The sequence below is a fragment of the Actinomadura sp. K4S16 genome (assembly GCF_008327685.1).
Taxonomy (GTDB): domain Bacteria; phylum Actinomycetota; class Actinomycetes; order Streptosporangiales; family Streptosporangiaceae; genus Spirillospora.
Window position 1 is genome coordinate 1,164,598 of the sequence record NZ_BDDE01000010.1, and the last position, 22,664, is coordinate 1,187,261.

18 protein-coding genes are annotated in these 22,664 nt (G+C 75.0%); 8 read left to right on the top strand and 10 right to left on the bottom strand.

Annotated features, from left to right (window positions below):
• Window positions 1-61: 61 nt before the first annotated feature.
• From K4S16_RS06175 to K4S16_RS06185, 3 genes are read right to left on the bottom strand one after another with little or no spacing between them, the layout of a single operon-like run.
• Window positions 62-1,261, bottom strand: a complete 1,200-nt coding sequence (locus K4S16_RS06175; RefSeq protein WP_149257755.1) for an RIP metalloprotease — start codon at window positions 1,259-1,261, stop codon at window positions 62-64.
• A 36-nt stretch (window positions 1,262-1,297) separates the two neighbouring features.
• Window positions 1,298-2,515, bottom strand: a complete 1,218-nt coding sequence (gene dxr / locus K4S16_RS06180; RefSeq protein WP_149257756.1) for a 1-deoxy-D-xylulose-5-phosphate reductoisomerase — start codon at window positions 2,513-2,515, stop codon at window positions 1,298-1,300.
• 48 nt (window positions 2,516-2,563) lie between these two features.
• Window positions 2,564-2,965, bottom strand: a complete 402-nt coding sequence (locus tag K4S16_RS06185; protein WP_235036598.1) for a helix-turn-helix domain-containing protein — start codon at window positions 2,963-2,965, stop codon at window positions 2,564-2,566.
• 103 nt (window positions 2,966-3,068) lie between these two features.
• Between K4S16_RS06185 and K4S16_RS06190 the strand changes: the two genes are divergently transcribed.
• A complete protein-coding gene (locus K4S16_RS06190) occupies window positions 3,069-3,917 on the top strand; it encodes an NAD(P)H-binding protein (RefSeq protein ID WP_149257757.1) in 849 nt (282 codons plus the stop codon).
• A 1-nt stretch (window position 3,918) separates the two neighbouring features.
• Here the strand turns inward: K4S16_RS06190 and K4S16_RS06195 are convergent, their stop codons facing one another.
• The 5 genes from K4S16_RS06195 to K4S16_RS06220 form a co-directional block, all read right to left on the bottom strand.
• Window positions 3,919-4,899, bottom strand: a complete 981-nt coding sequence (locus K4S16_RS06195) for a cell wall metabolism sensor histidine kinase WalK (RefSeq protein ID WP_160160855.1) — start codon at window positions 4,897-4,899, stop codon at window positions 3,919-3,921.
• 714 nt (window positions 4,900-5,613) lie between these two features.
• Window positions 5,614-6,819 (bottom strand): ABC transporter substrate-binding protein, encoded by a 1,206-nt coding sequence (locus K4S16_RS06205; protein WP_149257760.1) that lies wholly within the window; start codon window positions 6,817-6,819, stop codon window positions 5,614-5,616.
• A 466-nt stretch (window positions 6,820-7,285) separates the two neighbouring features.
• Complete coding sequence (locus tag K4S16_RS06210) at window positions 7,286-7,651, bottom strand: hypothetical protein (RefSeq protein ID WP_149257761.1); 366 nt, start codon at window positions 7,649-7,651, stop codon at window positions 7,286-7,288.
• Between the two features lie 226 nt (window positions 7,652-7,877).
• Window positions 7,878-9,377, bottom strand: a complete 1,500-nt coding sequence (locus K4S16_RS06215; RefSeq protein ID WP_149257762.1) for a CoA-acylating methylmalonate-semialdehyde dehydrogenase — start codon at window positions 9,375-9,377, stop codon at window positions 7,878-7,880.
• Window positions 9,374-10,717 (bottom strand): aspartate aminotransferase family protein, encoded by a 1,344-nt coding sequence (locus K4S16_RS06220; RefSeq protein WP_149257763.1) that lies wholly within the window; start codon window positions 10,715-10,717, stop codon window positions 9,374-9,376. The genes K4S16_RS06215 and K4S16_RS06220 overlap by 4 nt, the downstream gene beginning before the upstream one ends.
• Before the next feature lie 139 nt (window positions 10,718-10,856).
• On the opposite strand from K4S16_RS06220, the gene K4S16_RS06225 reads away from it, so the two are divergent.
• Window positions 10,857-12,500 (top strand): PucR family transcriptional regulator, encoded by a 1,644-nt coding sequence (locus K4S16_RS06225; protein WP_149257764.1) that lies wholly within the window; start codon window positions 10,857-10,859, stop codon window positions 12,498-12,500.
• A 41-nt stretch (window positions 12,501-12,541) separates the two neighbouring features.
• On the top strand, window positions 12,542-13,336 hold the full coding sequence (locus K4S16_RS06230; RefSeq protein ID WP_149257765.1) for an alpha/beta fold hydrolase: 795 nt from the start codon (window positions 12,542-12,544) through the stop codon (window positions 13,334-13,336).
• Here the strand turns inward: K4S16_RS06230 and K4S16_RS06235 are convergent.
• A complete protein-coding gene (locus K4S16_RS06235; RefSeq protein ID WP_149257766.1) occupies window positions 13,311-14,318 on the bottom strand; it encodes a dihydrodipicolinate reductase in 1,008 nt (335 codons plus the stop codon). The two genes, K4S16_RS06230 and K4S16_RS06235, sit on opposite strands and share 26 nt — an antisense overlap.
• Window positions 14,319-14,433: 115 nt before the next feature.
• On the opposite strand from K4S16_RS06235, the gene K4S16_RS06240 reads away from it, so the two are divergent.
• On the top strand, window positions 14,434-15,564 hold the full coding sequence (locus K4S16_RS06240) for a glutamate--cysteine ligase (RefSeq protein WP_149257767.1): 1,131 nt from the start codon (window positions 14,434-14,436) through the stop codon (window positions 15,562-15,564).
• 75 nt (window positions 15,565-15,639) lie between these two features.
• On the opposite strand, the gene K4S16_RS06245 is transcribed toward K4S16_RS06240, so the two are convergent.
• A complete protein-coding gene (locus K4S16_RS06245; RefSeq protein ID WP_149257768.1) occupies window positions 15,640-16,146 on the bottom strand; it encodes a YafY family protein in 507 nt (168 codons plus the stop codon).
• Between the two features lie 202 nt (window positions 16,147-16,348).
• Here K4S16_RS06245 and K4S16_RS06250 point away from each other — a divergent pair, with 202 nt between their 5' ends.
• Genes K4S16_RS06250 through K4S16_RS06270 form a run of 4 tightly spaced genes read left to right on the top strand, consistent with a single transcriptional unit; the run spans window position 16,349 to window position 22,663 of the window.
• Window positions 16,349-17,599, top strand: coding sequence for a hypothetical protein (locus K4S16_RS06250; RefSeq protein WP_235036599.1), 1,251 nt, complete (start codon window positions 16,349-16,351; stop codon window positions 17,597-17,599).
• The gene (locus K4S16_RS06255; RefSeq protein WP_149257769.1) at window positions 17,596-19,980 is read left to right on the top strand and encodes a serine/threonine-protein kinase; all 2,385 of its coding nucleotides are present in this window, start codon (window positions 17,596-17,598) and stop codon (window positions 19,978-19,980) included. Before K4S16_RS06250 ends, K4S16_RS06255 begins: the two co-directional genes overlap by 4 nt.
• Window positions 19,977-21,335 (top strand): PP2C family serine/threonine-protein phosphatase, encoded by a 1,359-nt coding sequence (locus K4S16_RS06265; RefSeq protein ID WP_235036600.1) that lies wholly within the window; start codon window positions 19,977-19,979, stop codon window positions 21,333-21,335. The genes K4S16_RS06255 and K4S16_RS06265 overlap by 4 nt, the downstream gene beginning before the upstream one ends.
• Complete coding sequence (locus K4S16_RS06270) at window positions 21,332-22,663, top strand: VWA domain-containing protein (protein ID WP_149257770.1); 1,332 nt, start codon at window positions 21,332-21,334, stop codon at window positions 22,661-22,663. Before K4S16_RS06265 ends, K4S16_RS06270 begins: the two co-directional genes overlap by 4 nt.
• The last annotated feature ends 1 nt before the right edge of the window (window position 22,664 follow it).

The following is a 22,664-nucleotide window of genomic DNA, read 5'->3' on the forward strand; positions in this document are numbered from 1 at the left end:
GTTGACGGCACCCGTCGTCCAACAGTGTGACCATATGACCACACTCGGTAAACATCGTGTGTCATTCCGGTAGTCGGAGGGGGTTGAGGAGGTCGGCGAGGATCAGCAGCACACCGAACCCCACCAGCAGCAGGATGGCCAGGTATGTCAAGGGCATGAGCCGGGTCATGTCCACCGTGCCCGGATCCGGCCGCCCCCTGACCCGGTTCACGCCCGCCCGTGCCCGCTCGTAGGCGACGACCGCGAGGTGCCCGCCGTCCAGCGGAAGCAGGGGCAGGACGTTGAGCGCGCCGAGGAAGATGTTCACCGAGACGACGAGCGACAGGTACAGCGTCAGCTTGTCGCGGGCGGAGCTCTGCGAGGAGAAGATCTGCCCCGACACCTCGGTCGCGCCGACCACGCTGCCGACCTGGCCGCCGGGCGTGCTCCCCCGCTCGGGCGAGAAAAGCTTCGGGACGGCGGACGGCAGGTCCGCCGCGGCCCGCCCGACGCCCGCGAGGGTGCGGCCGATGCCCTGCCCGGCGAACACGGCCGCGTTGAGCGGCCCGGTCCGCTCGTACCCGGCGCCGACGACCTTCGCCGCCATGCCGACGAACGGCCGCCCGTCCACGTCCGCGAGCGTGACCGGCAGCGCCACCGGCCGCGCCGCGCCCGGACGCGCGACCACCACGGTGACGGTCTGGCCCGGCTTCGCCGCGTCGATCGCCCTGGTGAGGTCGTTCCAGTCGGAGACCGGGGTGCCGTTGAAGGAGACGACGCGGTCGCCCGGGCGCAGGCCGGCCCGCGCGGCCGGGGAGGGCGGCCGGTCCCCGCCGCAGCCGCCGGACAGCGAGGCGGGCACGCAGCTCGTCACCTGGTCGACGGTGCTGGTCACCGTGCCGGACTCCCGCACCCCGACCGTCATGGCCATCGCCATCAGCAGCAGGAACGCGAAGGCGAAGTTGGCGACCACCCCGGCGGCGATGACGACGGCGCGGCGGCCGGCGGGCTGCCGGTAGAACGCGCGCGGCCGGTCGGCCGGGCTGATCTCCTCCAGCGGCGTGTAGCCGACGATCTTGACGAAGCCGCCCAGCGGGATCGCCTTCACGCCGTACTCGGTCTCGCCCCGGCGGGTGGACCACAGGGTCGGGCCGAACCCCACGAAGTACTGCGTGGCCTTCATCCCGAACCGCTTGGCGGTGAGCAGGTGCCCGCCCTCGTGGAGCATCACCGACACCAGCAGTGCCACCACGAAGGCCACCGCGCCGAGGAAGAAGGCCATCGCCCCTCCGGGTTCCTCCCGAGGCGGGTCCCCGGGTCAGGCGGTTGCGGTCAGCTCCCTGGCCCTGGTCCGCGCCCACGCGTCCGCCGCGAGGACGTCGTCGAGCGTCAGGCCGCCGGTGGTGCCCGAACCGTGCTCCTCCATTACCCGCGCGACAGTGTCGACTATCCCGAGGAACGGGAGCCGTTCCGCGCGGAACGCGTCCACGCATTCCTCGTTGGCGGCGTTGTAGACGGCGGGGACCGTCCCGCCCAGCTCGCCGGCGCGGCGCGCCAGCGCGACGGCCGGGAACGCCTCGTCGTCGAGCGGGAACAGCTCCCAGGTGTGCGCCATGGTCCAGTCGACGCCGGGCGCGGCGTCCGGCACCCGGTCGGGCCAGTCCATCCCGAGCGCGATCGGCAGCCGCATGTCGGGCGGGCTTGCCTGCGCCAGCGTGGAGCCGTCGACGAACTCGACCATCGAGTGGATGAACGACTGCGGGTGCACCATGACCTCGATGCGGTCCATCGGGATGTCGAAGAGCAGGTGCGCCTCGATGACCTCCAGGCCCTTGTTGACCAGGGTCGCGGAGTTGATCGTGACGACCGGGCCCATGTCCCAGGTCGGGTGGTTCAGCGCCTGCTCCGGGGTGACGTCCGCCAGCTCGTCGCGCCCGCGCCCGCGGAAGGGCCCGCCGCTCGCGGTGAGCACGAGCCGCCGCACCTCCTCGGCCCGCCCGCCGCGCAGGCACTGGGCGAGCGCCGAGTGCTCGGAGTCGACGGGGACGATCTGCCCCGGCCGCGCCCGCTCCTGCACGAGGGGGCCCCCGACGATGAGCGACTCCTTGTTGGCGAGGGCGAGCGTGCGACCCGCGTCCAGCGCGGCCAGCGTCGAGGCGAGGCCGAGCGCGCCGGTCACCCCGTTCAGCACCACGTCGCACGGCCAGGCGGCGACCTCGGCGACCGCGTCCGGGCCCGCCACGATCTTGGGGATGGGGTAGGCGCCGGAGGCGTAGCCGCGCCGCTTGGCCTCGGCGTAGAAGGCGAGCTGGAGATCCTGTGCCGCGGACGCCTTGGCCACGGCGACGACGTCGGGACGGAACTCCAGCGCCTGCTCGGCCAGCAGCTCGACCCGCCCGCCGCCCGCCGCGAGCCCCGCCACCCGGAACCGGCCGGGATTGCGGCGGACCACGTCGAGCGCCTGGGTGCCGATCGATCCGGTGGAGCCGAGGACGACCAGCTCGCGGGCGGCCGCGTCGGGGCTTGAAGAAGGCATCACGCGTCCATTGTCGGGCATCGGACGCGCCGGGACCGCGCGGGCCGCTCAGCCGCCGTCCCCGTCGTGGGCGCGCCGCGCCCGCTCGACCTTCTCCATGTTCTCGGCGGACCACTCCGCGAGCGCCGCGAAGAGCGGCGCGAGGCTGCGCCCCAGCTCGCTGATCTCGTACTCGACGCGCGGCGGCACCTCCGGGTGGTAGGTGCGGACCACGAGCCCGTCGCGCTCCATCTGCCGGAGGCGCTGGGTCAGCACCTTCGGCGTGATCGTGCCGATGCGGCGCTGCAGCTCCACGAACCGCTGGCGCCCGTACTCGTGCAGCGTCCAGAGGATCGGCGTCGTCCAGCGGCTGAAGACGAGGTCGACCACCGGGGCGATCGGACAGGCCAGCTCGGGGTCGAGCGCCTCCTCGGTCCTGGCGTCCACCATGGCGACCTCCCGGGTAGTCACTTTCTTCTAGGTACCTACTATATCCAGGATGCTAGCTTCGCCGGGTCGCACCGCGACGGCGCCGCCCTCCGGCGGCGCCAGTGCAGCTCAGGAGGAGAAAGCAATGATCGTTGTCATGGGCGCCACGGGGAACGTCGGACGGCCGCTCGTGCGGGCGCTGGCGGAGGCGGGCGAGCGGGTGCTGGCGGTGTCGCGCACCGATCCCGGCGATCTGCCCGAGGGCGTCGCGCACCGCGCGGCCGACCTCGCCGAGCCGGAGACCCTCCGGCCCGTCCTGGACGGAGCGGACGCGCTCTTCCTGCTCATCGCCGGGCCCCTGCTCGGCTCGCCTGAGGACCTGGACCCGCGCGCCGTCCTGGACGTCGTGAAGTCCGCGGGCGTGGAGCGGGTCGTGCTGATGTCGTCGCAGGGCGCCGGAACGCGCCCGACGGCGCACAGCCACAGCCACCTCAGGGCGTTCGAGGACGCCGTGCGGGAGTCGGGCCTCGGCTGGACGATCCTGCGGCCGGGCGGCTTCGACAGCAACGCGTTCGCGTGGGCGGCGCCGATCCGCGCCCACCGTGCGGCCGCCGCGCCGTTCGCCGACGTCGCGCTGCCGTTCGTCCACCCGGCCGACATCGCCGAGGTCGCGGCCGCCGTCCTGCGGGAGGACGGACACGAGGACCGCGTCTACGAGCTCACCGGGCCCGCCCCGGTCTCGCCGCGGGAGCGGGCCCGGGCGATCGGCGAGGCGCTGGGCGAGCCGGTGGCGTTCGCGGAGCAGACCCGGGAGGAGGCCCGGGAGCAGATGCTGGCGTTCATGCCCGCGCCGGTCGTGGACGGCACCCTGGACATCCTGGGCGAGCCCACCGCGGCCGAACGGCGCGTCAGCCCCGACGTGGAGAAGGTGCTCGGGCGCCCGGCCAGGTCGTTCGCGCGGTGGGCCGAGGAGAACGTCGCCGCGTTCCGGTGAGTCAGCGGGCCAGCGGGAGCCGGAGCACGAGGCGGGCGCCGTAGGCGCCGTCGGCGACCCGCACGGTCCCGCCGTGGGCCCGGGCGATCTCCCGCGCGATCGGCAGGCCGAGGCCGCTGCCGCCCTTGTCGCGGCTGCGGGCGGGGTCGAGCCGGGCGAAGCGCTCGAAGACGCGGTCCCGGTCGGCGGGCGGGATGCCCGGGCCGTCGTCGTGCACCTCGACGACGGCCCCGTCGCCGTCCGCGCGCGCCTCGACCTCGATCTGCGCGGCGGCGTAGCGCTCGGCGTTGGCGAGCAGGCTGCCCACCGCACGGGCGAGGCGCTGCCGGTCGCCCGCGACGACGAGGCCCGGCTCGGCCTTGACGACCGTCGGGACCGGCGGGGTGCGGCGCGCCGCCTCCGCCTCGACCAGCGCCCCGAGGTCGACGGGCTCCCGGACGGGGAGGTCGCCGGAGTCGATGCGGGCGAGGACGAGGAGGTCCTCGACGATGCGGTGCAGCCGGTCGATGTCGGCGAGCGACTGCCGCAGGGTGTCCGCGGCTTCGCCGTCGTCGGGGGCGGAGAGGGCCAGTTCGATGCGGGTGCGCAGCCCGGCGATCGGCGTGCGCAGCTCGTGCGAGGCGTCGGAGACGAACGCGCGCCGCTGCAGGACCGCGCGTTCCAGGCGGCCGAGCAGCTCGTTGACGCGCTCGGCCAGGCGCTCGATCTCGTCGCCGGTCGCCGGGACGGCGACGCGGCCGCTCGCGCCGTCCTCGGTGAGCCTGTCCAGCTCCCGCCGGAGCCGCTCCACCGGGCGGAGCGACCCGCGCGCGGAGTGCGCGACCCCCCACCGGGCCGACCCGACGGCCACCGCCGCGAGCCCGGCCATGACGGCCGCGAGCACCCCTGGGCGGCCGACGCCGGCGAGCACGTGAAGGGCGGCGGCCGCCAAGGCTATCGCGGCCACCAGCAGGGAGCCGAGTGCGGTGAACGGCGCCGACATCACACGCGCCCGAAGGGGGCGGGGCCTGTGCGGCCGGACTCGCCGATCATCGACGTTCCTGGCCGACATGCCTCCTTTGTACGCAACCACCCTCCAAAGGCGGGCAAAGCGCCCGGTCGGGGTCCGCATAGCCTGGCCGGCGGCCCCGCGGCCGGGGCGTCGACGCGTGCCTCGGCGCCGCGCATAGCCCCGGTGGCTCGCGGACGGCGGGGCGACACGTAAGGCTTTGCCGCCCTTTTCACCTTCCGTAACAGCCACAACACGCTCCCCCGCCTATAAAGGAGACACGTGATGGCGACTCCCACCGGGGGGATGGAGACATGGGCCAAACGGGCGAGCGGGTCGTCGACCCGCGGGGGTTGAGCACAGCCCAGCGCCTGGGCGACGCCTGCGTCGTCTGCCGCAAGAGGTGGCCCCGGCCGCGCGTCCGCGTCGGCCGCCTGCCGGACTCGTCCGGGGTGTTCGCGTGCGACGACTGCGCACCCGCCCCGCCGGTACCCCGCGCACGGCGGGGCCCCCGGGAGCCGCTCACGGGCGCCGGGCCGGCGGTGGAGGAGCCGCCACCGGCGCGGACGGCGGCGCACGGCGCCGCTGTCATGGAGATCTCTCCAGGGAGAGGGTGACCCGGGCGTTTCGGGGGGAAGTCCGGGACCACCCGTCAGGCGTGCCCGACTGGGGGCGGTCGGGCACGCCGGAGAGACTCTCCGGCGGACCTCAGGCCTTGGTGGCCTGGATCCAGGTCCGCGTCCACTCGGCGTAGTCCGTGCAGTCCTTCTTGTCAGACCCGCCGCCGCACGCCTTCGACGGCGCGTGCGCAAAGATGATCTTTCCCAGGTAGCCGCGGTCGCCGACGTGGTAGGCGGCGCAGAACCCTGACTTGAGGCGGTCGCCCGAGCACGCCTGCGGGTTGGCGGGCGCGACCCCGGTCCACTCGGCGACCTGCTGCTGGACGTCCGGCGAGGCCGTCCACTGGAGCCACTGGTACATGCAGTTGGGGTGCTCCGCGCGGGCGCCGATCATCCACGCGTCCATCCATCCGGTCGCGCCCTCGGCCGGGATGACGCCCTGGACGGGCCGGGACGCGCGGTTCAGCACGTCCAGGTGGTAGGGCCACGCCTGGCCGAGCACCGCCCGACCTCCGGCGAACGCGCTGACGGCGTCGGCCGGACGGTCCCAGTACTCCCCCACGAACGGGCGCTGCGCGGCCAGGACCCGGCCGGCGGCGGCGAGCTGCGCCGGCGTCAGCGAGTACGGGTCGCGGATCTTGAGCTTGCGCTGCCTGCCCTTGAGGTAGAGCGCGGCCTCGGCGATCGCGAGCGGGCTGTCCCGCATGACGATCCTCCCGGCGTAGCGGCGGGCCTGGGCGGGGTCGAACAGCGCGGCCCAGCCCGCCGGCGGCGGGACGGTCCGGGTGTCGTACATCAGCAGGTTGGAGCCCCACACGTACGGAAGGCCGTAGTGCTTGCCGTCGCGTTCCAGGAGCTTGCGCAGCTTCGGTTCGAGCTTCTTGTAGCCGTCCACGAGGTCGGGGTTGATCGGGACGACCTGGTTCTCCTCGACCAGCCGCCCGGCGACCTCCGGCGGCGCGGCGACGCCGTCGTAGCGGCGGTTCCCGTCGCGCATGAGGTCGGCCATCTCCTCGGGCGTCTTGACGACCTTCATCCCGATCTTGCAGCCGGTGCGCTCCTGGAAGGGGGTGACCCAGTCCACGCGCGGGTCGGTGGCGCCGCTCTCCACCGAGCCGGGCAGCGTGAGGAGGTTCAGGGCCCCCTCGCCGGGGCCGAGGGTGCTCATCACCTTGGCGACGCCGACGGGCTTGTCGTCCCCGCCGCTGCAGCCGCCGAGCGCCGCGGCGGCGAGCGCCGCGGCCGCCGCCAGGGCCGTCGCCGCCTTGACCCGTGCCGTGGCCGTCAGCCGCATGTCGCTCCCGATCCGTGCCAGGGCCCTCCCCCTCGTGAACGGGCCCGTCGGCGCAGCGTAGCGTCTCCGGCACGGCCGGACGCATCCGCCCCGGCGCCGCGCGCCGCCTCTCGGCGCCTCCGGCCGCCATTGCGCGCGTCGTCGCGGATACGGACGACGTGATCGGCGCTCTGGCGGAACTTTCCCGCCGACCCGGGGCCTCCATGGCCGGAATTACCGAAGATCGCGACTCTTTCGCCGACCGGTCTACTTTCCGGAAGGTGAGAACACCATGACCATTTCCGCACTCTTCAATGCGTATTCCGGCCGAGCCGGTGAGCGGGAGACCACCGGGGCCCCGGGGGACGACGGGTGCTGGCGTCCGCGCCATACACGGAGGTTGCTGGAGAGGATATGGCGCGGGCCGGCGTCCTGCCCGGGGCCGCGGCGGCACCGGTGGGCGTGGCGGGGGGTGGGGAACAGCGGATCACCGTGGGGTGCCGCCCGGCCACGCGATCACCGGTACCCGGCCTGACGGCGGCGGTGTGACGCCCTCGAGACGGAGGAGGTTCGAGGGACGCCGCACGTCCTGCCGGGTGTCGCGGGGCGGCCGCGCGCGGCCGCCCGGAGGCGCCGGCCCGCCGGCCGGCCGCCGTGTCGGCGCGGCGCCCGCGACCACCTCGATCCGCGCGATGAGCCGCTGCGGGGTGTCGGCCTCGAGGAAGTCGCCGACGTCGCGGTCCTTGGGCGGCAGCGCCCACCAATGGCCGGTGAAGAGGCCGAACCAAATGGTCCAGCCCGGGAATCGCCTTCCGAGGGCGTCCACCTCGGCGGCGTGGTCGCCTGCGGTCATAGCGCGGCTCTCCTGCACGTCCGGCTCCACCGGCCCGCGGCCCGGAGACCACGGGTTTCTGACTGCCGACCCTGACTTTTGAATTCTCCCCAATTAATGGAGACAGTCAGATTGTGTCGCCGGACACAGACCCCGTCAATGGGGTGGAGCCATTATTCACCCGGCCGTCCCGGACGGAAATTGACAACGGTAAAACGCGCTCGGTAGGTAATTCCCGCTCCGCTCCTCAGCCGCTCGTGGGGAAGCCGAGGTTCACCCCGCCGTGGGACGGGTCGAGCCAGCGGGCGGTGACGGCCTTCGTCCGGGTGTAGAAGTGCACGCCCTCCATGCCGTGGGCGTGGCTGTCGCCGAACAGCGAGTCCTTCCACCCGCCGAAGGAGTAGTAGGCCATCGGCACGGGGATCGGCACGTTCACGCCGACCATGCCGACCTCCACCTCGTTCTGGAAGCGGCGCGCGGCCCCGCCGTCGTTGGTGAAGATCGCGGTCCCGTTGCCGTACGGGTTGGCGGAGATCAGCTCCATGGCCGCGTCGTAGGAGCCGGCCCGCACGACCGACAGCACCGGCCCGAAGATCTCGTCCTTGTAGGCGTCCATGTCCGGGGTGACGTGGTCGAGCACGGCCGGGCCGAGCCAGAACCCGCCGCCGGCGCCGCCAAGGACCTCCGGGTCGCGCCCGTCGACGGCGAGCGTGGCGCCCTGGGCGACGGCGCCGTCCAGGTAGGAGGCCACCTTGTCCCGGTGCGCCTTCGTGACGAGCGGCCCCATCTGCGCCTCGGGGTGGTCGCCAGGGCCGATCTTGAGGCCGGCGACGCGCTCCCTGATCCTGGCCGTCAGCTCGTCCCCGACCGGGTCCACGGCGACCACGACGGAGATCGCCATGCACCGCTCCCCCGCCGAGCCGAAGCCGGCCGACACCGCGGCGTCCGCCGCGAGGTCGAGGTCGGCGTCCGGCAGCACGAGCATGTGGTTCTTGGCGCCGCCGAGCGCCTGCACCCGCTTGCCGTTCGCCGCCGCCGTCCCGTAGATGTAGCGGGCGATCGGAGTGGAGCCGACGAAGCTGACGGCCCGCACGTCCGGATGGCGCAGCAGTCCATCCACCGCCGCCTTGTCACCGTGGACGACGTTGAACACGCCGTCCGGCAGCCCCGCCTCGGCCCACAGCTCCGCGAGCCGGACCGACGCCGACGGGTCCTTCTCGGACGGCTTGAGCACGAACGTGTTCCCGCACGCGATCGCGACCGGGAACATCCACATCGGCACCATCGCCGGGAAGTTGAACGGGGTGATCCCGGCGGCCACGCCGACCGGCTGGAGGATCGAGTAGGCGTCCACCCGCGAGGAGACGTTCTCGGAGAACCCGCCCTTGAGCAGGTGCGGGATGCCGCAGGCGAACTCGACGACCTCCAGTCCGCGGGCGACCTCGCCGGCCGCGTCGGAGACCACCTTGCCGTGCTCGGCGGAGATCAGCCGCGCCAGCTCCGCGCGGTGCGCGTCGACCAGCTCGCGGAAGCGGAACAGCACCTTCGTGCGCTGCGAGAGCGAGGCGTCCCGCCATGCGGGGAAGGCGGCCTTCGCGGCGGCCACGGCCGCGTCGACCTCCCGGTCCCCGGCGAGGCCGACCCTCCCGGCCACGCGGCCGGACGCGGGCTCGTAGATCTCGCCCCACCGGTCGCCCTCCCCGGCGAACGGCTTCCCGCCGATCCAGTGCGTCACATGCTTGGTCATGCGTCCTCCCGGTGAGGGGACGAGCCGCGCCCTGCGGCGACGGCGGTCCCGTTCACGTCCTCCAGCGATGCGACCAGGATGCCGAGGCCCTCCTCGGCCTCGTCACCGGTCAGGGTCAGCGGCGGTGCCATGCGCACCACGTTGCCGTACAGGCCGCCCTTGCCGACCAGCAGCCCCCGCTCGCGGGCCGCCTCCATCAGCGCGGCGGCCAGCGGCGGGCTCGGCTCCCCGGTCTCCGGATCGGCGAGCTCGACCGCGAACATCAGCCCCTTGCCCCGCACGTCCGCGACGATCGGGAACCGGCCGGCCGCCGCCGACAGGCCCCCGATGATCTTCGCTCCCTGCCGGGCCGCGTTGGCCCGCAGGTCGTGGTCGAGGACGTAGTCGAGCGTGGCGTTCGCGGCGGCCATCGACACCGGGTTGCCGCCGAACGTGGAGATGCCGACCGCGTGGAGGCCGTCCATGAGGTCGCCGCGCGCGACGACGCCGCCGACCGCGAAGCCGTTCCCGAGGCCCTTGGCGAACGTCATCACGTCCGGGGTCACGCCGTGGTTGTCGATCCCCCAGAAGCCCTGGCCCGTCCGCCCCCACCCCGTCTGCACCTCGTCCGAGATGAACAGGATCCCGTGCTCGTCGAGGACGCGCTTGTAGGCCGCGAACAGGCCGTCCGGCGGCATCGTGAAGCCGCCCACGCCCTGGATCGGCTCGGCGATGAGCGCGGCGACGTCGCCGCCGGTCGCGGTGGCGAGCACGTGCCGCAGGTCCTGCGTGCACGCGTCGATGTACTGCTCGTCCGACATCCCGGCGAACTGCGGGAGCCGCCGGTCGGCGCCGTGCAGGAAGTGGACGTCCAGCGGGGAGTACGGCAGGTTCGTCCAGCCGCGGTTCCCGGTGACGCCCGTCGCGGCGAACGACCGGCCGTGGTAGCTCTGCCGCATCGCGAGGACCTGGTTGCTGCGCCGCGCGTAGGCGGCCAGCAGCAGCGCCGTCTCGTTGGCCTCGGTCCCGGAGTTGGTGAAGAACACCTTCGCGTCCGGGATGCCCGACAGGCGGGCGATCTTCTCGGCCAGCTCGATCTGGCTGCGCAGCAGGTAGGCGGTGGAGGTGTGCACCACGCCGGTGGCGAGCTGGCGCTCGACCGCGTCCCGGACCTCGGGCACGTCGTACCCGAGCATGTTCGTCAGGATGCCGATGAAGAAGTCGAGGTAAGTGTTGCCCTCGGCGTCGGTCACGCGGTTGCCCTTGCCGCCGACGATCTCGATGGGGTCCCGGTAGTTGAGCGCCATCCAGGACGGCATGACCGCCCGGTGGCGCCGGAGCAGGTTCGCGTGTTCCGACATGCCCCAAGTCTGGTTTCCCGCGGGCGGCCGCGGCCACCCGCAGAGTGTCAGGACCGCGGGGCTCCGCTTAACGGTCTGCTGGCGGCTGACACCCTGGCATCAGCGCTGCTGACACCCTGTCCGGATATCATCGCCGGTGATGCTGCCCACTGTCGACGACGTCCTCCAGCTCGACGCGGTGCGCCGCGGCCAGCCGCACGTCGTCGCGGGCGCGGACCGCACCGGCAACCGGGTCCGCTGGGTGCACGTCGCCGAGGTCACCGACATCGCGCACCTGCTGCACGGCGGCGAGCTCGTCCTCACCACCGGGATCGCGCTGCCGGACGAGCCGGAGCGGCTGCGCGCCTACATCGCCGACCTCGCCGAGGTCGGCGTCAGCGGTCTGATGATCGAGCTGGGCCGGCGCTACGCCAGCGTGCTGCCGCCCGCCCTGATCGCCGCGGCCGAGGAGTTCGGCCTGCCGGTGATCGTGCTGGCGCACGAGCCCGCGTTCGTCGACATCACCGAGTCGGTGCACGCCCGGATCGTCCAGGAGCAGTTCGCCGAGCTGCGCGCCTCCGAGCAGCTGCACGAGATCTTCACCCAGCTGTCGGTCGAGGGGGCCTCCACCGACGAGGTCGTCCGGCAGGTGGCGGCGCTCGGCGGGCACCCGGTGGTGCTGGAGAACCTCGCCCACCAGGTCCTCGCCGCGGACGCCGGCGGCGCCGACCCGGCCGAGCTGCTGTCGGCGTGGGAGACCCGGTCGCGGGCCGTCCGGCCCGGCCGCCGCACCGGCTACGACGAGGCGTCCGGCTGGCTGGTCACCATGGTCGGCGCGCGGGGGGAGGACTGGGGCCGGCTCATCATCGACCTCGGCTCGCCGCCGACCCCGCGCGAGACCGTGCTGATCGAGCGGGCCGCCACCACCCTCGCCCTCGGCCGGCTCCTCGACCGGCACGCCGAGAGCGTCGAGCGCCAGGCGCACGGGACGATCATCGCCCGCATCCTCGCGCACGCCTACTCCGACCCGCAGGAGGCGGCGGCCCGCGCCCGCGCCCTCGGGGTCCCGCTGTCCGGCCGCCGGCTGCTCGGCGCGGTGCTCCGGCACCGCGGCCCCGCCCTGACGCGGACCGCCCCGCCCGTAGGAGAGCTGTCGCAGCTCGCCGAGACGGCCGCGTCCGCCTGCAAGGACGCGCGCCTCGCCGCGCTCGTCGGCGTCCTGGACGAGGGCGGCCCGCAGGCCCGCGTCGGCGTGCTGGCCTCCCTGCCCGCCCGCGCCGACGTGGAGACCGCCCTCACCGAGGTCGCCACCCGGATCCGCGAGCAGTCCGGCGACACCGTCATGGCCGCCGGCTCGGTGGTGGAGACGATCCGCGACGTCCGCCGCTCCTTCCTGGAGGCCGAGCAGGTCGCCGACGTCGCGGCGCGCGGCTCCGGGGCCCGCCTCTTCTACCGCCTGCCCGACCTGCGCCTGCGCGGGCTGCTGCACCTCCTCCGCGACGACGTCCGCGTGCAGACCTTCGTCGAGCGCGAGCTCGGCCCGCTCCTGGAGTACGACGCCCAGCGCGGCAGCGACCTCACCCGCATCCTGGAGCTCTACCTGGAGTCCGGCCGGAACAAGGCCGTCGCCGCCCAGCAGGCGCACCTGTCCCGCCCCGCCTTCTACGAGCGGCTCCGCCGCATCGAACGGGTCCTGGACGCCGATCTCGACGACGTGGAGTCGTGCGTGTCCCTCCATGTGGCGCTGCTGGCCCTGTCGTCGGTCCGCTGGGAACGGTCCTGGTCCGGGGCCGGTGACCGGTGAAGGCCGTCCGCGGCGGCCCCGCCCCGCCTACCCTTTAGGCCATGGCGGACGCGGTACTGCACGTTCATCGGTACGGAGACCCGGGCGGAGCGCCGGTGGTCATGCTCCACGGGGTCTGCGGTCACGGGGCGCGCTGGCGGCGGACCGCCGAGCGGTACCTGCCGGACCGCTCGGTCCTCGCCCCCGACCTGCGCGGCCACGGGCGGTCGACGCACGAGCCGCCGTGGACGGTCGAGCGGCATGTGGCCGACGTCCTGGCGGTGATGGACGCCGAGGGGGTCGCGCGGGCCGACCTCGTCGGGCACTCCTACGGCGGGATGATCGCGCTGCATCTGGCGCGGACCGCCCCGCGGCGGGTGCGGCGCCTCCTGCTGCTGGACCCGGCCATCGGCCTCGACCCGGCGGTGGCCGGCCGCGAGGCGCGCGCCCACCTGTCGCCGGCGTCCTTCGCCGACGCCGCCGAGGCGCGGGCCGACCGGGCGGCGCGCTGGCCGGCGGCGCCCCCGGAGGCCGTGGACGAGGAGGTCGCCGAGCACCTGGAGCGCGGGCCGGACGGGCGGCTGCGGTGGCGGTTCGAGCCCGCGGCCGCCGTGACCGCGTACTCGGAGATGGCCCGCCCCCACCTCGCACCGCCCGCTGACATGCCCACCCACCTGGTCATCGCGACCGAGGCCGACTTCGTCCGGCCGGAGTTCGTGGTCGACCTGCGCGCAGCGCTCGGCCCCGGCCTCGTGATCAGCGAGATCCAGGCCGGGCACATGCTCTACGTCGACCGCCGGGAGGAGACCGGCACCCTGCTCGCCGCGTGGCTCAACGGAGGCGGCGCCGGCCGGTGAACGCCGGCAGGGTCAGCGGGGTGTGCAGGCCCGGCGGCGCCTCGGCCACGGCGGTCACGGCGCTGGCCATGCGCAGCGCGGCGGACTCGGCGGCGCCGGGCCCCGCGAGGTCCATCCGCCAGGGCGGCTCGCCGTCGATCTCGACGCGGTGGCCCTCCGTCCCGCCGGACGGCGGCGCGGGCCAGTGCGGGGCGATGTCCGCGCGCAGCCGGGCGACGTGCTCGACGGTGATCACGGGACGGCCGCGCAGCAGTCCCGACACCTGGAACCGCAGCCCGGCCAGGGTCCCCTTGGCGACGCGCCCGGCGTCATCGGGCGCCGGGCACGACTCGTAGGTCTCGCGCACGTCGTCCAGCGGCACCGCCAGGTGCTCGGCGAGGAGGCGCACGACCGGCCCCCAGGTCCGTCGCGGGCCGCCCGGCCGGACGATCGGCGGACGGTGCCCGAGGGGGCCGCCAAAGCCGAACCGGTCGCCGGCCTCAGGGTCGTCCCCGCAGGTGAACCGGGTGATCGTGACGCCGTGCACGCGGCGGCAGCCGCCGCTCAGCAGCAGCGGGAGCACGTCGTCCACCGGGCCGGGCGCGAGGGTGAGGCAGGCGGCGCCGCCGGTCGCGCAGGCGGACCGCAGCCGGCGCACGAGGGCCCGATCGGCGGAGGGTGGATGGACCAGCGAGGGCAGGGCGTCCGACACCACGCCGGTGCCCGCCTCCAGGATGCGGCACAGCTCCCCGGCCACGTCCCGGGCGCGGGAGGCCGTGTGGCAGACGACGTGGGGGCGCCGGGCCAGGAGCGCCGCCGGGTCCTCGGTGGCGCGGATCCCGGCGGGGCGGCCGCTTCCGGCCAGCTCGGCCGCGTCGACGCCGGCGTGCCGGGGGTCGGTGGCGACGACCCCGGCCAGTTCGAGGTCCGGGTGCCCGAGCAGCGCTCCGAGCGCCGACCTGCCGACGGACCCGGTGCCCCACTGGCCGACGAGATAGGACATACCACCACCTTTTGACCAAGCGCTCGGTTGACCGCGCGCATTCTAGGCACGCCGGTCCGGCCAGAACGACCCTCCCCGGGGACGTACATCCGTGCAGGCCGGGAAGGAACATCTGGTGACACTTCGCACGGGTGCACGCACGTTCGGGGTGGAAGAGGAACTGCTCCTGGTCGACCCGGACACGGGCGCGCCCCAGGCACTCTCCGGCTCCGTGATCCACTACGCCCGCCGCCATGACGAGCTGTTCCTGACCGGCGGGCGGCGCTCCAAGGCGCTGGAGACCGAGCTCCAGCGCGAGCAGGTGGAGACGGCCACCCCGGTCTGCGTCTCGCTGGACGAGGTGTCCGACCACGTCCGGTCGGCGCGGATCGCGGCGGCCCAGTCGGCGGCCGGGGTGGGCGCCGCCGTCGCCGCGCTGGCGACCTCGCCGGTCAGCGTCCGCCCGTCGCTGACCCCGTCGCACCGCTACCTGCGGATGGCCGACGCCTACGGCCCCACCGCCGACGAGCAGCTCACCTGCGGCTGCCACGTGCACGTCGGCATCGAGTCCGCGGAGGAGGGCGTCGCCGTCCTCGACCGGATCCGGCCATGGCTGCCCCCGCTGCTCGCGCTCAGCGCGAACTCCCCGTTCTGGCAGGGCGCCGACACGGGCTCCGACAGCTGGCGGCACCAGGTCTGGGGCCGCTGGCCGTCCAGCGGCCCGACCGAGCTGTTCGGTTCGGCGGAGGCCTACCGGGCCACCGTCAAGGCGCTGCTCGCGACCGGCGCCCTGGTGGACGAGGGCATGATCTACTTCGACGCCCGGCTGTCCCGGCACTACCCGACCGTGGAGATCCGCGTCGCGGACGTGTGCCTGGAGGCCGACGACGCCGTGCTGACGGCCGCGCTGGTCCGGGCGCTCGTCGAGACCGCCGCGGACGCGTGGCACCGGGGCGAGCCGCCCGACCCGGTGCGCGCGGACCTGATGCGCCTGGCGATGTGGCGGGCCGGACGCTCCGGCCTGCGCGAACAACTCGTCCACCCCCGCACCCACCTCGCCGCCCCCGCCCGCGAGGTCGTGGAGGCGCTGCTCGACCACCTGTCCCCCGCGCTCGACCGCGCAGGGGACCTCGACACCGTCACCAAGCTCCTCCGCGGCGTGCTGGAGCGCGGGAACGGGGCCCGGTTCCAGCGCGCCGTCTACGCCCGGACCGGTGACGTGCCGAGCGTGGTCACCGCCGCCGTCCAGGAGACGGTGTCGGTCTGAGGGAGGGCGGGTGCGGATCGGCGCCGGAGCCGCGGTCGTGCGGCCCCGGCGCCGGGGTGCGGTCAGGCCGTGCGGTCAGGCCGTGCGGCGCTTCTGGAAGGGCAGGTAGCGGTCGGCGCGCCGGTGCCGGGCGAGCAGGCCGGTGGACTCGACCGCGAGGATGCGGTCGAAGCGGAAGGCGCGCACGCCGCGGCGCATGCGGCACCAGCCGACGAGGTACCAGTGGTCGCGGTGGACGAGGCAGGTGACCGGCTCGACCTCGCGGATCGTGACGTTGGCGCCGGCGTCGCCGTAGCAGAGCCGGACGACGCGGTGCTCGGTGATGGCGGCGGCGATCACGCGGGCCCGGTCGGAGGTGGAGGCGTCCAGGGGCGCGGTGAGGGTGGCGAGCGTGGTGGTGACCACGTCGTCGTGCGGAGCGGCGTCGAGGAGGGTGTGCAGGGCGCGGCGCGCGGTGGTGGCCTGCGGGCCGCCGCCGAGGTGCGCGAGGGAGAGCGCGAGGGCGGCGATCTCCGCCGCCGTGAGCGCGGGTGCGGTGTGCACGGTAGGCGCGGACTGGGGGTGCGTCGCAACGTTCGCCATGGTTCGATCATACGTTCGAACACTGACATTTTGGAGGTCCCGGCGCGGGTGGACGCGGCGCGCGGCGCACCGCGGGCCGGTCCGGAGCGTTGATCGGCTTCGCGCTTGAGAAGGCGGCCTCGCATGGTGAAAACTGAGGCTCGGAAAACATGCTCTATTCGGGGGAATCAGGGGCGAACATGGGTCAAGCCGTGGATCGGCGTTGAGTGAACCGCGCCTGGACCGGCCCCCGATGAGCCGGGACGAGGCGGACAGGATGCTCGCGCGCCTCCGCGACGAGAGGGAGCGCATCGGCACCGCCCTGCTGGAGCTGGAGGCCCATCAGGGCTACCAGCTGCTGGAGGGGGCGACGCTGCGCGGCGCGACGCTGCGCGTCCAGTCCGACGTGCGGTCGCGGGCGGCCTCCCTGTGGCTCCTGTTCGACCTCTACGGGCGCGCGCTCTCCGCCGCCGAGGAGCTGTGGTCCCGCCCCGGCAGACCCGGGCAGGCGCGGCTCGCCGAGCTCACCCGCCTCCTGGAGGGGCCGTCGGTGGAGCTGCCCGCTCCGGAGGTGCCGCTGGAGCGGCGGACGCTGCTGGCCGTCCCGTCCGGCGAGCGGCTGACGCTGCGGGCGGCCGTCGACCGGATGACGCCGCTGTACGAGGACGTCGCGCGGGCGGTGTCCGCGCTGGACGCCGTCTGGTCGACGCTGCTGTCGCGGCTCGCCGAGGTGGAGGCCGAGCGGCGGGCGGCCGAGGAGCTGCTGGAGTCCCTCGGCGGCGCGGACCCCGAGTTCGAAAGGCTCCGCGACGGGTTGGAGAGCGTCGCCGCGGTCGTGCGCGCCGACCCGCTCGCGCTGGCGCGGGACGGCCACGCCGACACCGCGCGGCTGGACGCGGTCCGCTCCGGCTTCGCCGAGGTGCGGCGGAGTCTGGAGGAGGCGGAGCGGCTGCGCGACGGGTTCGCCGCCCGGCTCCGCGGCGTCGCCGCCGTCCTGGACCTGCTGCGCGAGGCCGAGGCGGAGGCGCGCGCCGCGCGGGACGAGGTGCTCGCCAAGATCACCACGTCCGCGCTGCCGGACCTGCCCGAGGCCTCCGCCGCCCTCGCCGACCGCCTCGCGTCCGTCACCCGGCCCCGGCAGGGCGCCGCCGCGCGGGGCGGCGGCTGGCGCGAGGCCGCGGAGCGCGTCGCCGACCTGGAGCGCGCGGCGGACGCGGCGCTCGCGCGGGCCCGCGAGACCGCCGGCCTGATCCGGGGCCTGCTGGACCGGCGCGAGGAGCTGCGCGGCCGCCTGCAGGCCTACCGGGTGAAGGCCGCACGGCTCGGCCACGCCGAGGACCCCGAACTGGCCCTGGCCTACGAGCAGGCACGCGAGCTGCTGTGGACCTCCCCCTGCGATCTGCGGAAGGCCACCGTGGCGCTGACCGCGTACCAGCGGGCCGTCACCTCGCGGGCGAAGGGAGCGGATCGATGAGCCAGTGCGCGCAGCCCGGGTGCGGCGGCACGATCGCGGACGGCTACTGCGACGTCTGCGGCAATCCCCCGGCGGCCCCGGCGGCTCCCGCGGCCGCCGCGCCCGCGGCGAGCGTCCCGGCGCCGCGCCCGTCCGCCGAGCGGCCCGACCGGTGCGGGCAGGCCGGGTGCGGCGGCACGATCATGGACGGCTACTGCGACGTGTGCGGCTCGCCTCCCGCGCACACCGCGCGCGTGCCGGGCACGGGCACGTCGGGCGGCGCGGGCACGTCGGGCGGCGCGGCCACCTCGGGGAGCACGGCGACCGGCAGCACCCGGACGGGCAGCACCCGCACCGGGTCGACCCGCTCGTCCGGCCGCCGCGGCATGCTCGGCGCCGGGCTCGTCGAGGTGCCGCGCGTCCCCTACCGCGACCCGTCCAGCGCGGTGATGAGCGACCCGCAGGTCGCGGAGGCCAAGCGGTACTGCAGCAGCTGCGGCGAGCCCGTCGGCCGCGGGCGCGGCGACCGGCCTGGCCGGTCGGAGGGCTTCTGCCCCAAGTGCGGCGCCCGCTTCTCCTTCACCCCGAAGCTCAGCCCCGGCGACCTCGTCGGCGGCCAGTACAGCGTGCTGGGCTGCCTCGCCCACGGCGGGCTCGGCTGGATCTACCTGGCCAAGGACAAGAACGTCAGCGACCGCTGGGTCGTCCTCAAGGGCCTGCTCGACAGCGGCGACGCCGACGCGATGGCCGCGGCGGCGGCCGAGCGCGCGTTCCTCGCGGAGGTCGAGCACCCCAACATCGTCAAGATCTACAACTTCGTCCAGCACGACGGCGACGGCTACATCGTCATGGAGTACGTGGGCGGGCAGTCGCTCAAGGACATCCTGCTCGCCCAGCCGCACCCGTCCGGCGAGAAGCACCTGCCCCTCGCGCAGGCCATCGCCTACGGGCTGGAGGTGCTGCGGGCGTTCGAGTACCTGCACGCGCAGGGCCTCGTCTACTGCGACTTCAAGCCGGACAACGTGATCCAGTCCGAGGAGCAGCTCAGGCTGATCGACCTCGGCGGGGTGCGGCGGCTGGACGACCCGGACGGCGCGATCTACGGCACGGTCGGCTACCAGGCCCCCGAAATCGCCGACGCCGGCCCGTCGGTCTCCTCCGACCTGTACACGGTCGGCCGCGCCCTCGCCGTGCTGAGCTTCCCCTTCAAGGGCTACACCCGCGCGTACGTCCACTCGCTGCCGCCGTGCGAGGAGATCCCCGTCCTGCGGCGCTTCGAGTCCTACGACCGGCTGCTGCGCCGCGCCACGCACAAGGAGCCGAGCGCCCGCTTCCAGGACGCGGCGGAGATGGCCGAGCAGCTGACCGGCGTGCTGCGGGAGGTGCTGGCGGCCGAGGACGGCGCGCCGCGTCCCGCGCCGTCCGGGCTCTTCGGCCCGGAGCGGTTCACGACGCGGATGGCGGGGGGAACGCGGGAGGAGGCCGCGCTTCCGCCCGTCCCGCCGCCGGTCGCCGCCGCCGCGCTGCCGGCGCCGCTCGTGGACGGCGCCGACCCCGCGGCCGCGTTCGTGTCCGGGCTCGGCGCGCTGGAGCCGGCGCAGGCCGCCGAGGCGGCGGCGAACGCGCCGGAGCGCACGCCCGAGGTCAGGCTGGCGCTCGCCCGCGCCAAGATCGAGCTGGGCGCGGCCGAGGAGGCCGACGAGTTGCTCGACGCGCTGGCCGCGGAGCGCCCCTCCGACTGGCGGATCGGCTGGTACCGCGCGGTCGGGCTGCTCGCGGGGGGCCGCGTGGACGAGGCCGCCCCGCTGTTCGACCGGCTGTACGGGCTGCTGCCCGGGGAGGCGGCCCCCAAGCTGGGCCTCGCCTACTGCCGCGAGCGGTCGGCGCCCCACGACGCCGTCCGCCTGTACGAGACGGTGTGGCGCACCGACCAGAGCTACATCAACGCCGCCTTCGGCCTCGCCCGGGTGCATCTGGCGGCGGGCGACCGCCGCGCCGCGGTCGCCGCGCTCGACTCGGTACCGAAGATCTCCATCCGGTACGTGCCCGCCCAGGTCGCGGCCGTCGTGACGGCGGTGCGCGGCCGTCCCCCCGCCGAGCTGGCGGCGGCCGAGCTGGTCGCCGCGGGCGACCGGCTCGCCGCCCTCGACCTGGACGCCGAGCGCCGCGACCGGCTCGCCGCCGAGGTGCTGGAGGCCGCGCTCGGCTGGCTCCTGGCGGGTCCCGGCACGGCGGCCGGGCCCCGGGGCGGCTCCCTGTTCGGCGCACCGCTCGCCGAGACCCCGCTGCGCCGCCTGCTCGAGGGGACGTACCGGGAGCTGGCGCGCCGCACCCGCGACCGGGACGAGTGCCGCCGGCTCGTCGACTCCGCCAACGCCGTACGCCCGAGGACTCTGCTGTGACCGACGACCCCACCGGAGCCGACCGCCCCACCGGGCCCGACGCCGGACCCGACACCCCCGGACCCGACACCCCGGGAACCGACGCGGCCCTGACCGACCAGGGGAAGCCCGCCGAGCTGTCCTGCCCCGCCTGCGGCGCCGTGGTGTTCGCCGAGGAGATCTTCTGCGAGGAGTGCGGGCACCGGCTCGCCGACGGACCGCCCGCCGAGGCCGCCGGGCGCGACGGCGCGACGGTCCGGCAGGAGTCCGCGCCGTCCGCCCGCCGCGGCACCGCGGGCCCGTGCCCGGGGTGCGGCGGGACGGCGATCGGCGCGGACGGCTACTGCGAGACGTGCGGCCTGCGCCAGCCCGCCGAACGCGACCACGTCGAGATCGAGCTGCCGGCCGCGGCCGGCGGCAACGGCACCCGCCCGGTCGTCGCGGCGGGCGCGAGCGACCGCGGCCGCCGCTACAGCCGGAACGAGGACGCGCTGGCCCTCTCCGCGCACCTCTCCGGCGTCGCGGCCGTCGTGTCGGACGGCGTCGGGTCCTCGCAGCGCCCCGACGAGGCGTCCCGCGCCGCCGCCGACACCGGCCTCGCCGAGCTGGTGGCGAGGCTGGACGCCGGGGAGGGCGCCGAGGACGCCACCCGCCACGCGGCGCTGCGGGCGGCCGCCGCCGTCGCCGCGCTCGCCACGTCGCCGTCGGACGCGCCGTCGTGCACCTACGTGTCCGCGGTGACGCGCGGCCCCGCGGTCACGGTCGGCTGGGTCGGCGACAGCCGCGCCTACTGGCTGGCCGCTGACGGCTCATCCGGCGCGGGCGGGGAGGCCGCGACGGGCCCGGCACCCGATGAGGTGGACGAGGCCGAGGTCAGCACCGGCGACATGGCCGAGCTCGGCCCGTCCCGCCGGCTCACCGAGGACGACTCGTGGGCCGCGTTCATGGTCTCCACGGGCTCGCTGACGGAGGCGGAGGCGGAGGCGCACCCGAACGCGCACGTCATCACCGCGTGGCTGGGCGCCGACGCCGGGCAGGTCGAACCGCACGTGGCGACGTTCCGGCCCAGCGGCCCCGGCACGCTCCTGGTGTGCAGCGACGGGCTGTGGAACTACTTCCCCGACGCCGCCGACCTGGCGGCACTGCTGGCCGGCGATCCCGAGGGCGGTGAGCCTGAGGGCGGCGAACCCGGGGGCGCAGGCTCCTCCGGCCCGGCGGCCGATCCGCTCGGCGCCGCGCGGACGCTGGTGCGCCGCGCCCTCGAAGCAGGCGGCCGCGACAACATCACCGTCGCCGTGATCCCGGTCCCCTCCCCCGGCGGCTCCGGCAGCCGCGTCCACGAGAGCATCTCCCAGACCACGGAGCAGCCCCGATGAGCGAGCCGCAGTTCACCCTCTCCATCGACCAGAACAAGTACCTGCCCGTGGGCGGACGCGAGATGCACGCCATCGTGTCGGTCGAGGCGGTCGCCGCCCCGGGCGGCGCCCCCGCCCCGTCCGCGACCCGGGCGGCCGAGGTCGTCATCATCGACACCTCGGGTTCGATGTCCTACCCGGAGACCAAGCTGCGCGCGGCGATCGCGGCCGCGCAGGTCGCGATCGACACGCTGCGCGACGGCGTGGAGTTCGCGGTCGTGTCCGGCTCCAACACGGCCTCGATGGTCTTCCCCCGGCACCAGGGGCTGGTCCCGGCGTCGCCGGAGACCCGCGCCGAGGCCAAGCACGTGCTGAGCCGGCTGAAGGCGTCCGGCGGCACCGCGATCGGCTCGTGGCTGCGGCTGGCCGACGACCTCTTCGCCGGCCGCGACGGCATCAGGCACGCGATCCTGCTGACCGACGGCAAGAACCAGCACGAGACGCCGGAGCAGCTCGACGCGGCCCTGGCCCGCTGCGGCGGGCGGTTCGTCTGCGACTGCCGCGGCGTCGGCACCGACTGGGAGGTCGCCGAGCTGCGCAAGGTGGCGTCCGCCCTGCTCGGCAGCGTGGACATCGTGGCCGACCCGGCGGGCCTGGTGGCCGACTTCCGCGCCATGACGGAGGCGGCGATGGGCAAGTCCGTCGCCGACGTCGCTCTGCGCGTGTGGACGCCCCAGACGGCGCGGCTGCGGTTCGTCAAGCAGGTCTCCCCCTCGGTGGAGGACCTCACCGCCAAGCGCGCCGAGTCGGGCCCGCAGGCCGGCGACTACCCGCTCGGCGCGTGGGGCGCCGAGAGCCGCGACTACCACATCTGCGTTGAGCTGCCGCCCGGGGAGGTCGGCAAGGAGCTGCGCGCGGCGTGGGTGAAGCTCGTCGTGCCGGGTGCGCCCGGCGAGGAGGCGCGGGTCGCCGCGAGCGCGAACGTCCTGGCCCAGTGGACCGACGACGAGGCGGAGTCCACCCGGATCAACCCGCGGGTCGCGGGCTACACCGGGCAGGCGGAGCTGGCCGCGGCGATCCAGGAGGGCCTCCAGGCGCGCAAGGACGGCGACGTCGACACCGCGACGGCGCGGCTCGGCCGGGCCGTGGTGCTCGCGGGCGAGGCCGGCAACGACGAGATCACCGCGATGCTGCGCAAGGTGGTGGACGTCGTCGACGAGGCGACCGGTACCGTCCGGTTGAAGCGCGACGTCGCCAAGGCCGACGAGATGGAGCTCGACACGCGCTCCAGCAAGACGGTCCGGACACGCAAGGACGAGACGGTGACCACCAGGAGGAGCGAGGGCTGAG

What these genes read in the sequence shown, in the direction of transcription:
- K4S16_RS06205 (WP_149257760.1), bottom strand. Translation starts at nt 6,819, where the DNA reads ATGCGGCTGACGGCCACGGCACGGGTCAAGGCGGCGACGGCCCTGGCG.
- K4S16_RS06230 (WP_149257765.1), top strand. Translation starts at nt 12,542, where the DNA reads ATGGCGGACGCGGTACTGCACGTTCATCGGTACGGAGACCCGGGCGGA.
- K4S16_RS06220 (WP_149257763.1), bottom strand. Translation starts at nt 10,717, where the DNA reads ATGTCGGAACACGCGAACCTGCTCCGGCGCCACCGGGCGGTCATGCCG.
- K4S16_RS06235 (WP_149257766.1), bottom strand. Translation starts at nt 14,318, where the DNA reads ATGTCCTATCTCGTCGGCCAGTGGGGCACCGGGTCCGTCGGCAGGTCG.
- dxr (WP_149257756.1), bottom strand. Translation starts at nt 2,515, where the DNA reads ATGCCTTCTTCAAGCCCCGACGCGGCCGCCCGCGAGCTGGTCGTCCTC.
- K4S16_RS06175 (WP_149257755.1), bottom strand. Translation starts at nt 1,261, where the DNA reads ATGGCCTTCTTCCTCGGCGCGGTGGCCTTCGTGGTGGCACTGCTGGTG.
- K4S16_RS06270 (WP_149257770.1), top strand. Translation starts at nt 21,332, where the DNA reads ATGAGCGAGCCGCAGTTCACCCTCTCCATCGACCAGAACAAGTACCTG.
- K4S16_RS06225 (WP_149257764.1), top strand. Translation starts at nt 10,857, where the DNA reads ATGCTGCCCACTGTCGACGACGTCCTCCAGCTCGACGCGGTGCGCCGC.
- K4S16_RS06210 (WP_149257761.1), bottom strand. Translation starts at nt 7,651, where the DNA reads ATGACCGCAGGCGACCACGCCGCCGAGGTGGACGCCCTCGGAAGGCGA.
- K4S16_RS06190 (WP_149257757.1), top strand. Translation starts at nt 3,069, where the DNA reads ATGATCGTTGTCATGGGCGCCACGGGGAACGTCGGACGGCCGCTCGTG.
- K4S16_RS06195 (WP_160160855.1), bottom strand. Translation starts at nt 4,899, where the DNA reads ATGTCGGCGCCGTTCACCGCACTCGGCTCCCTGCTGGTGGCCGCGATA.
- K4S16_RS06215 (WP_149257762.1), bottom strand. Translation starts at nt 9,377, where the DNA reads ATGACCAAGCATGTGACGCACTGGATCGGCGGGAAGCCGTTCGCCGGG.
- K4S16_RS06245 (WP_149257768.1), bottom strand. Translation starts at nt 16,146, where the DNA reads ATGGCGAACGTTGCGACGCACCCCCAGTCCGCGCCTACCGTGCACACC.
- K4S16_RS06255 (WP_149257769.1), top strand. Translation starts at nt 17,596, where the DNA reads ATGAGCCAGTGCGCGCAGCCCGGGTGCGGCGGCACGATCGCGGACGGC.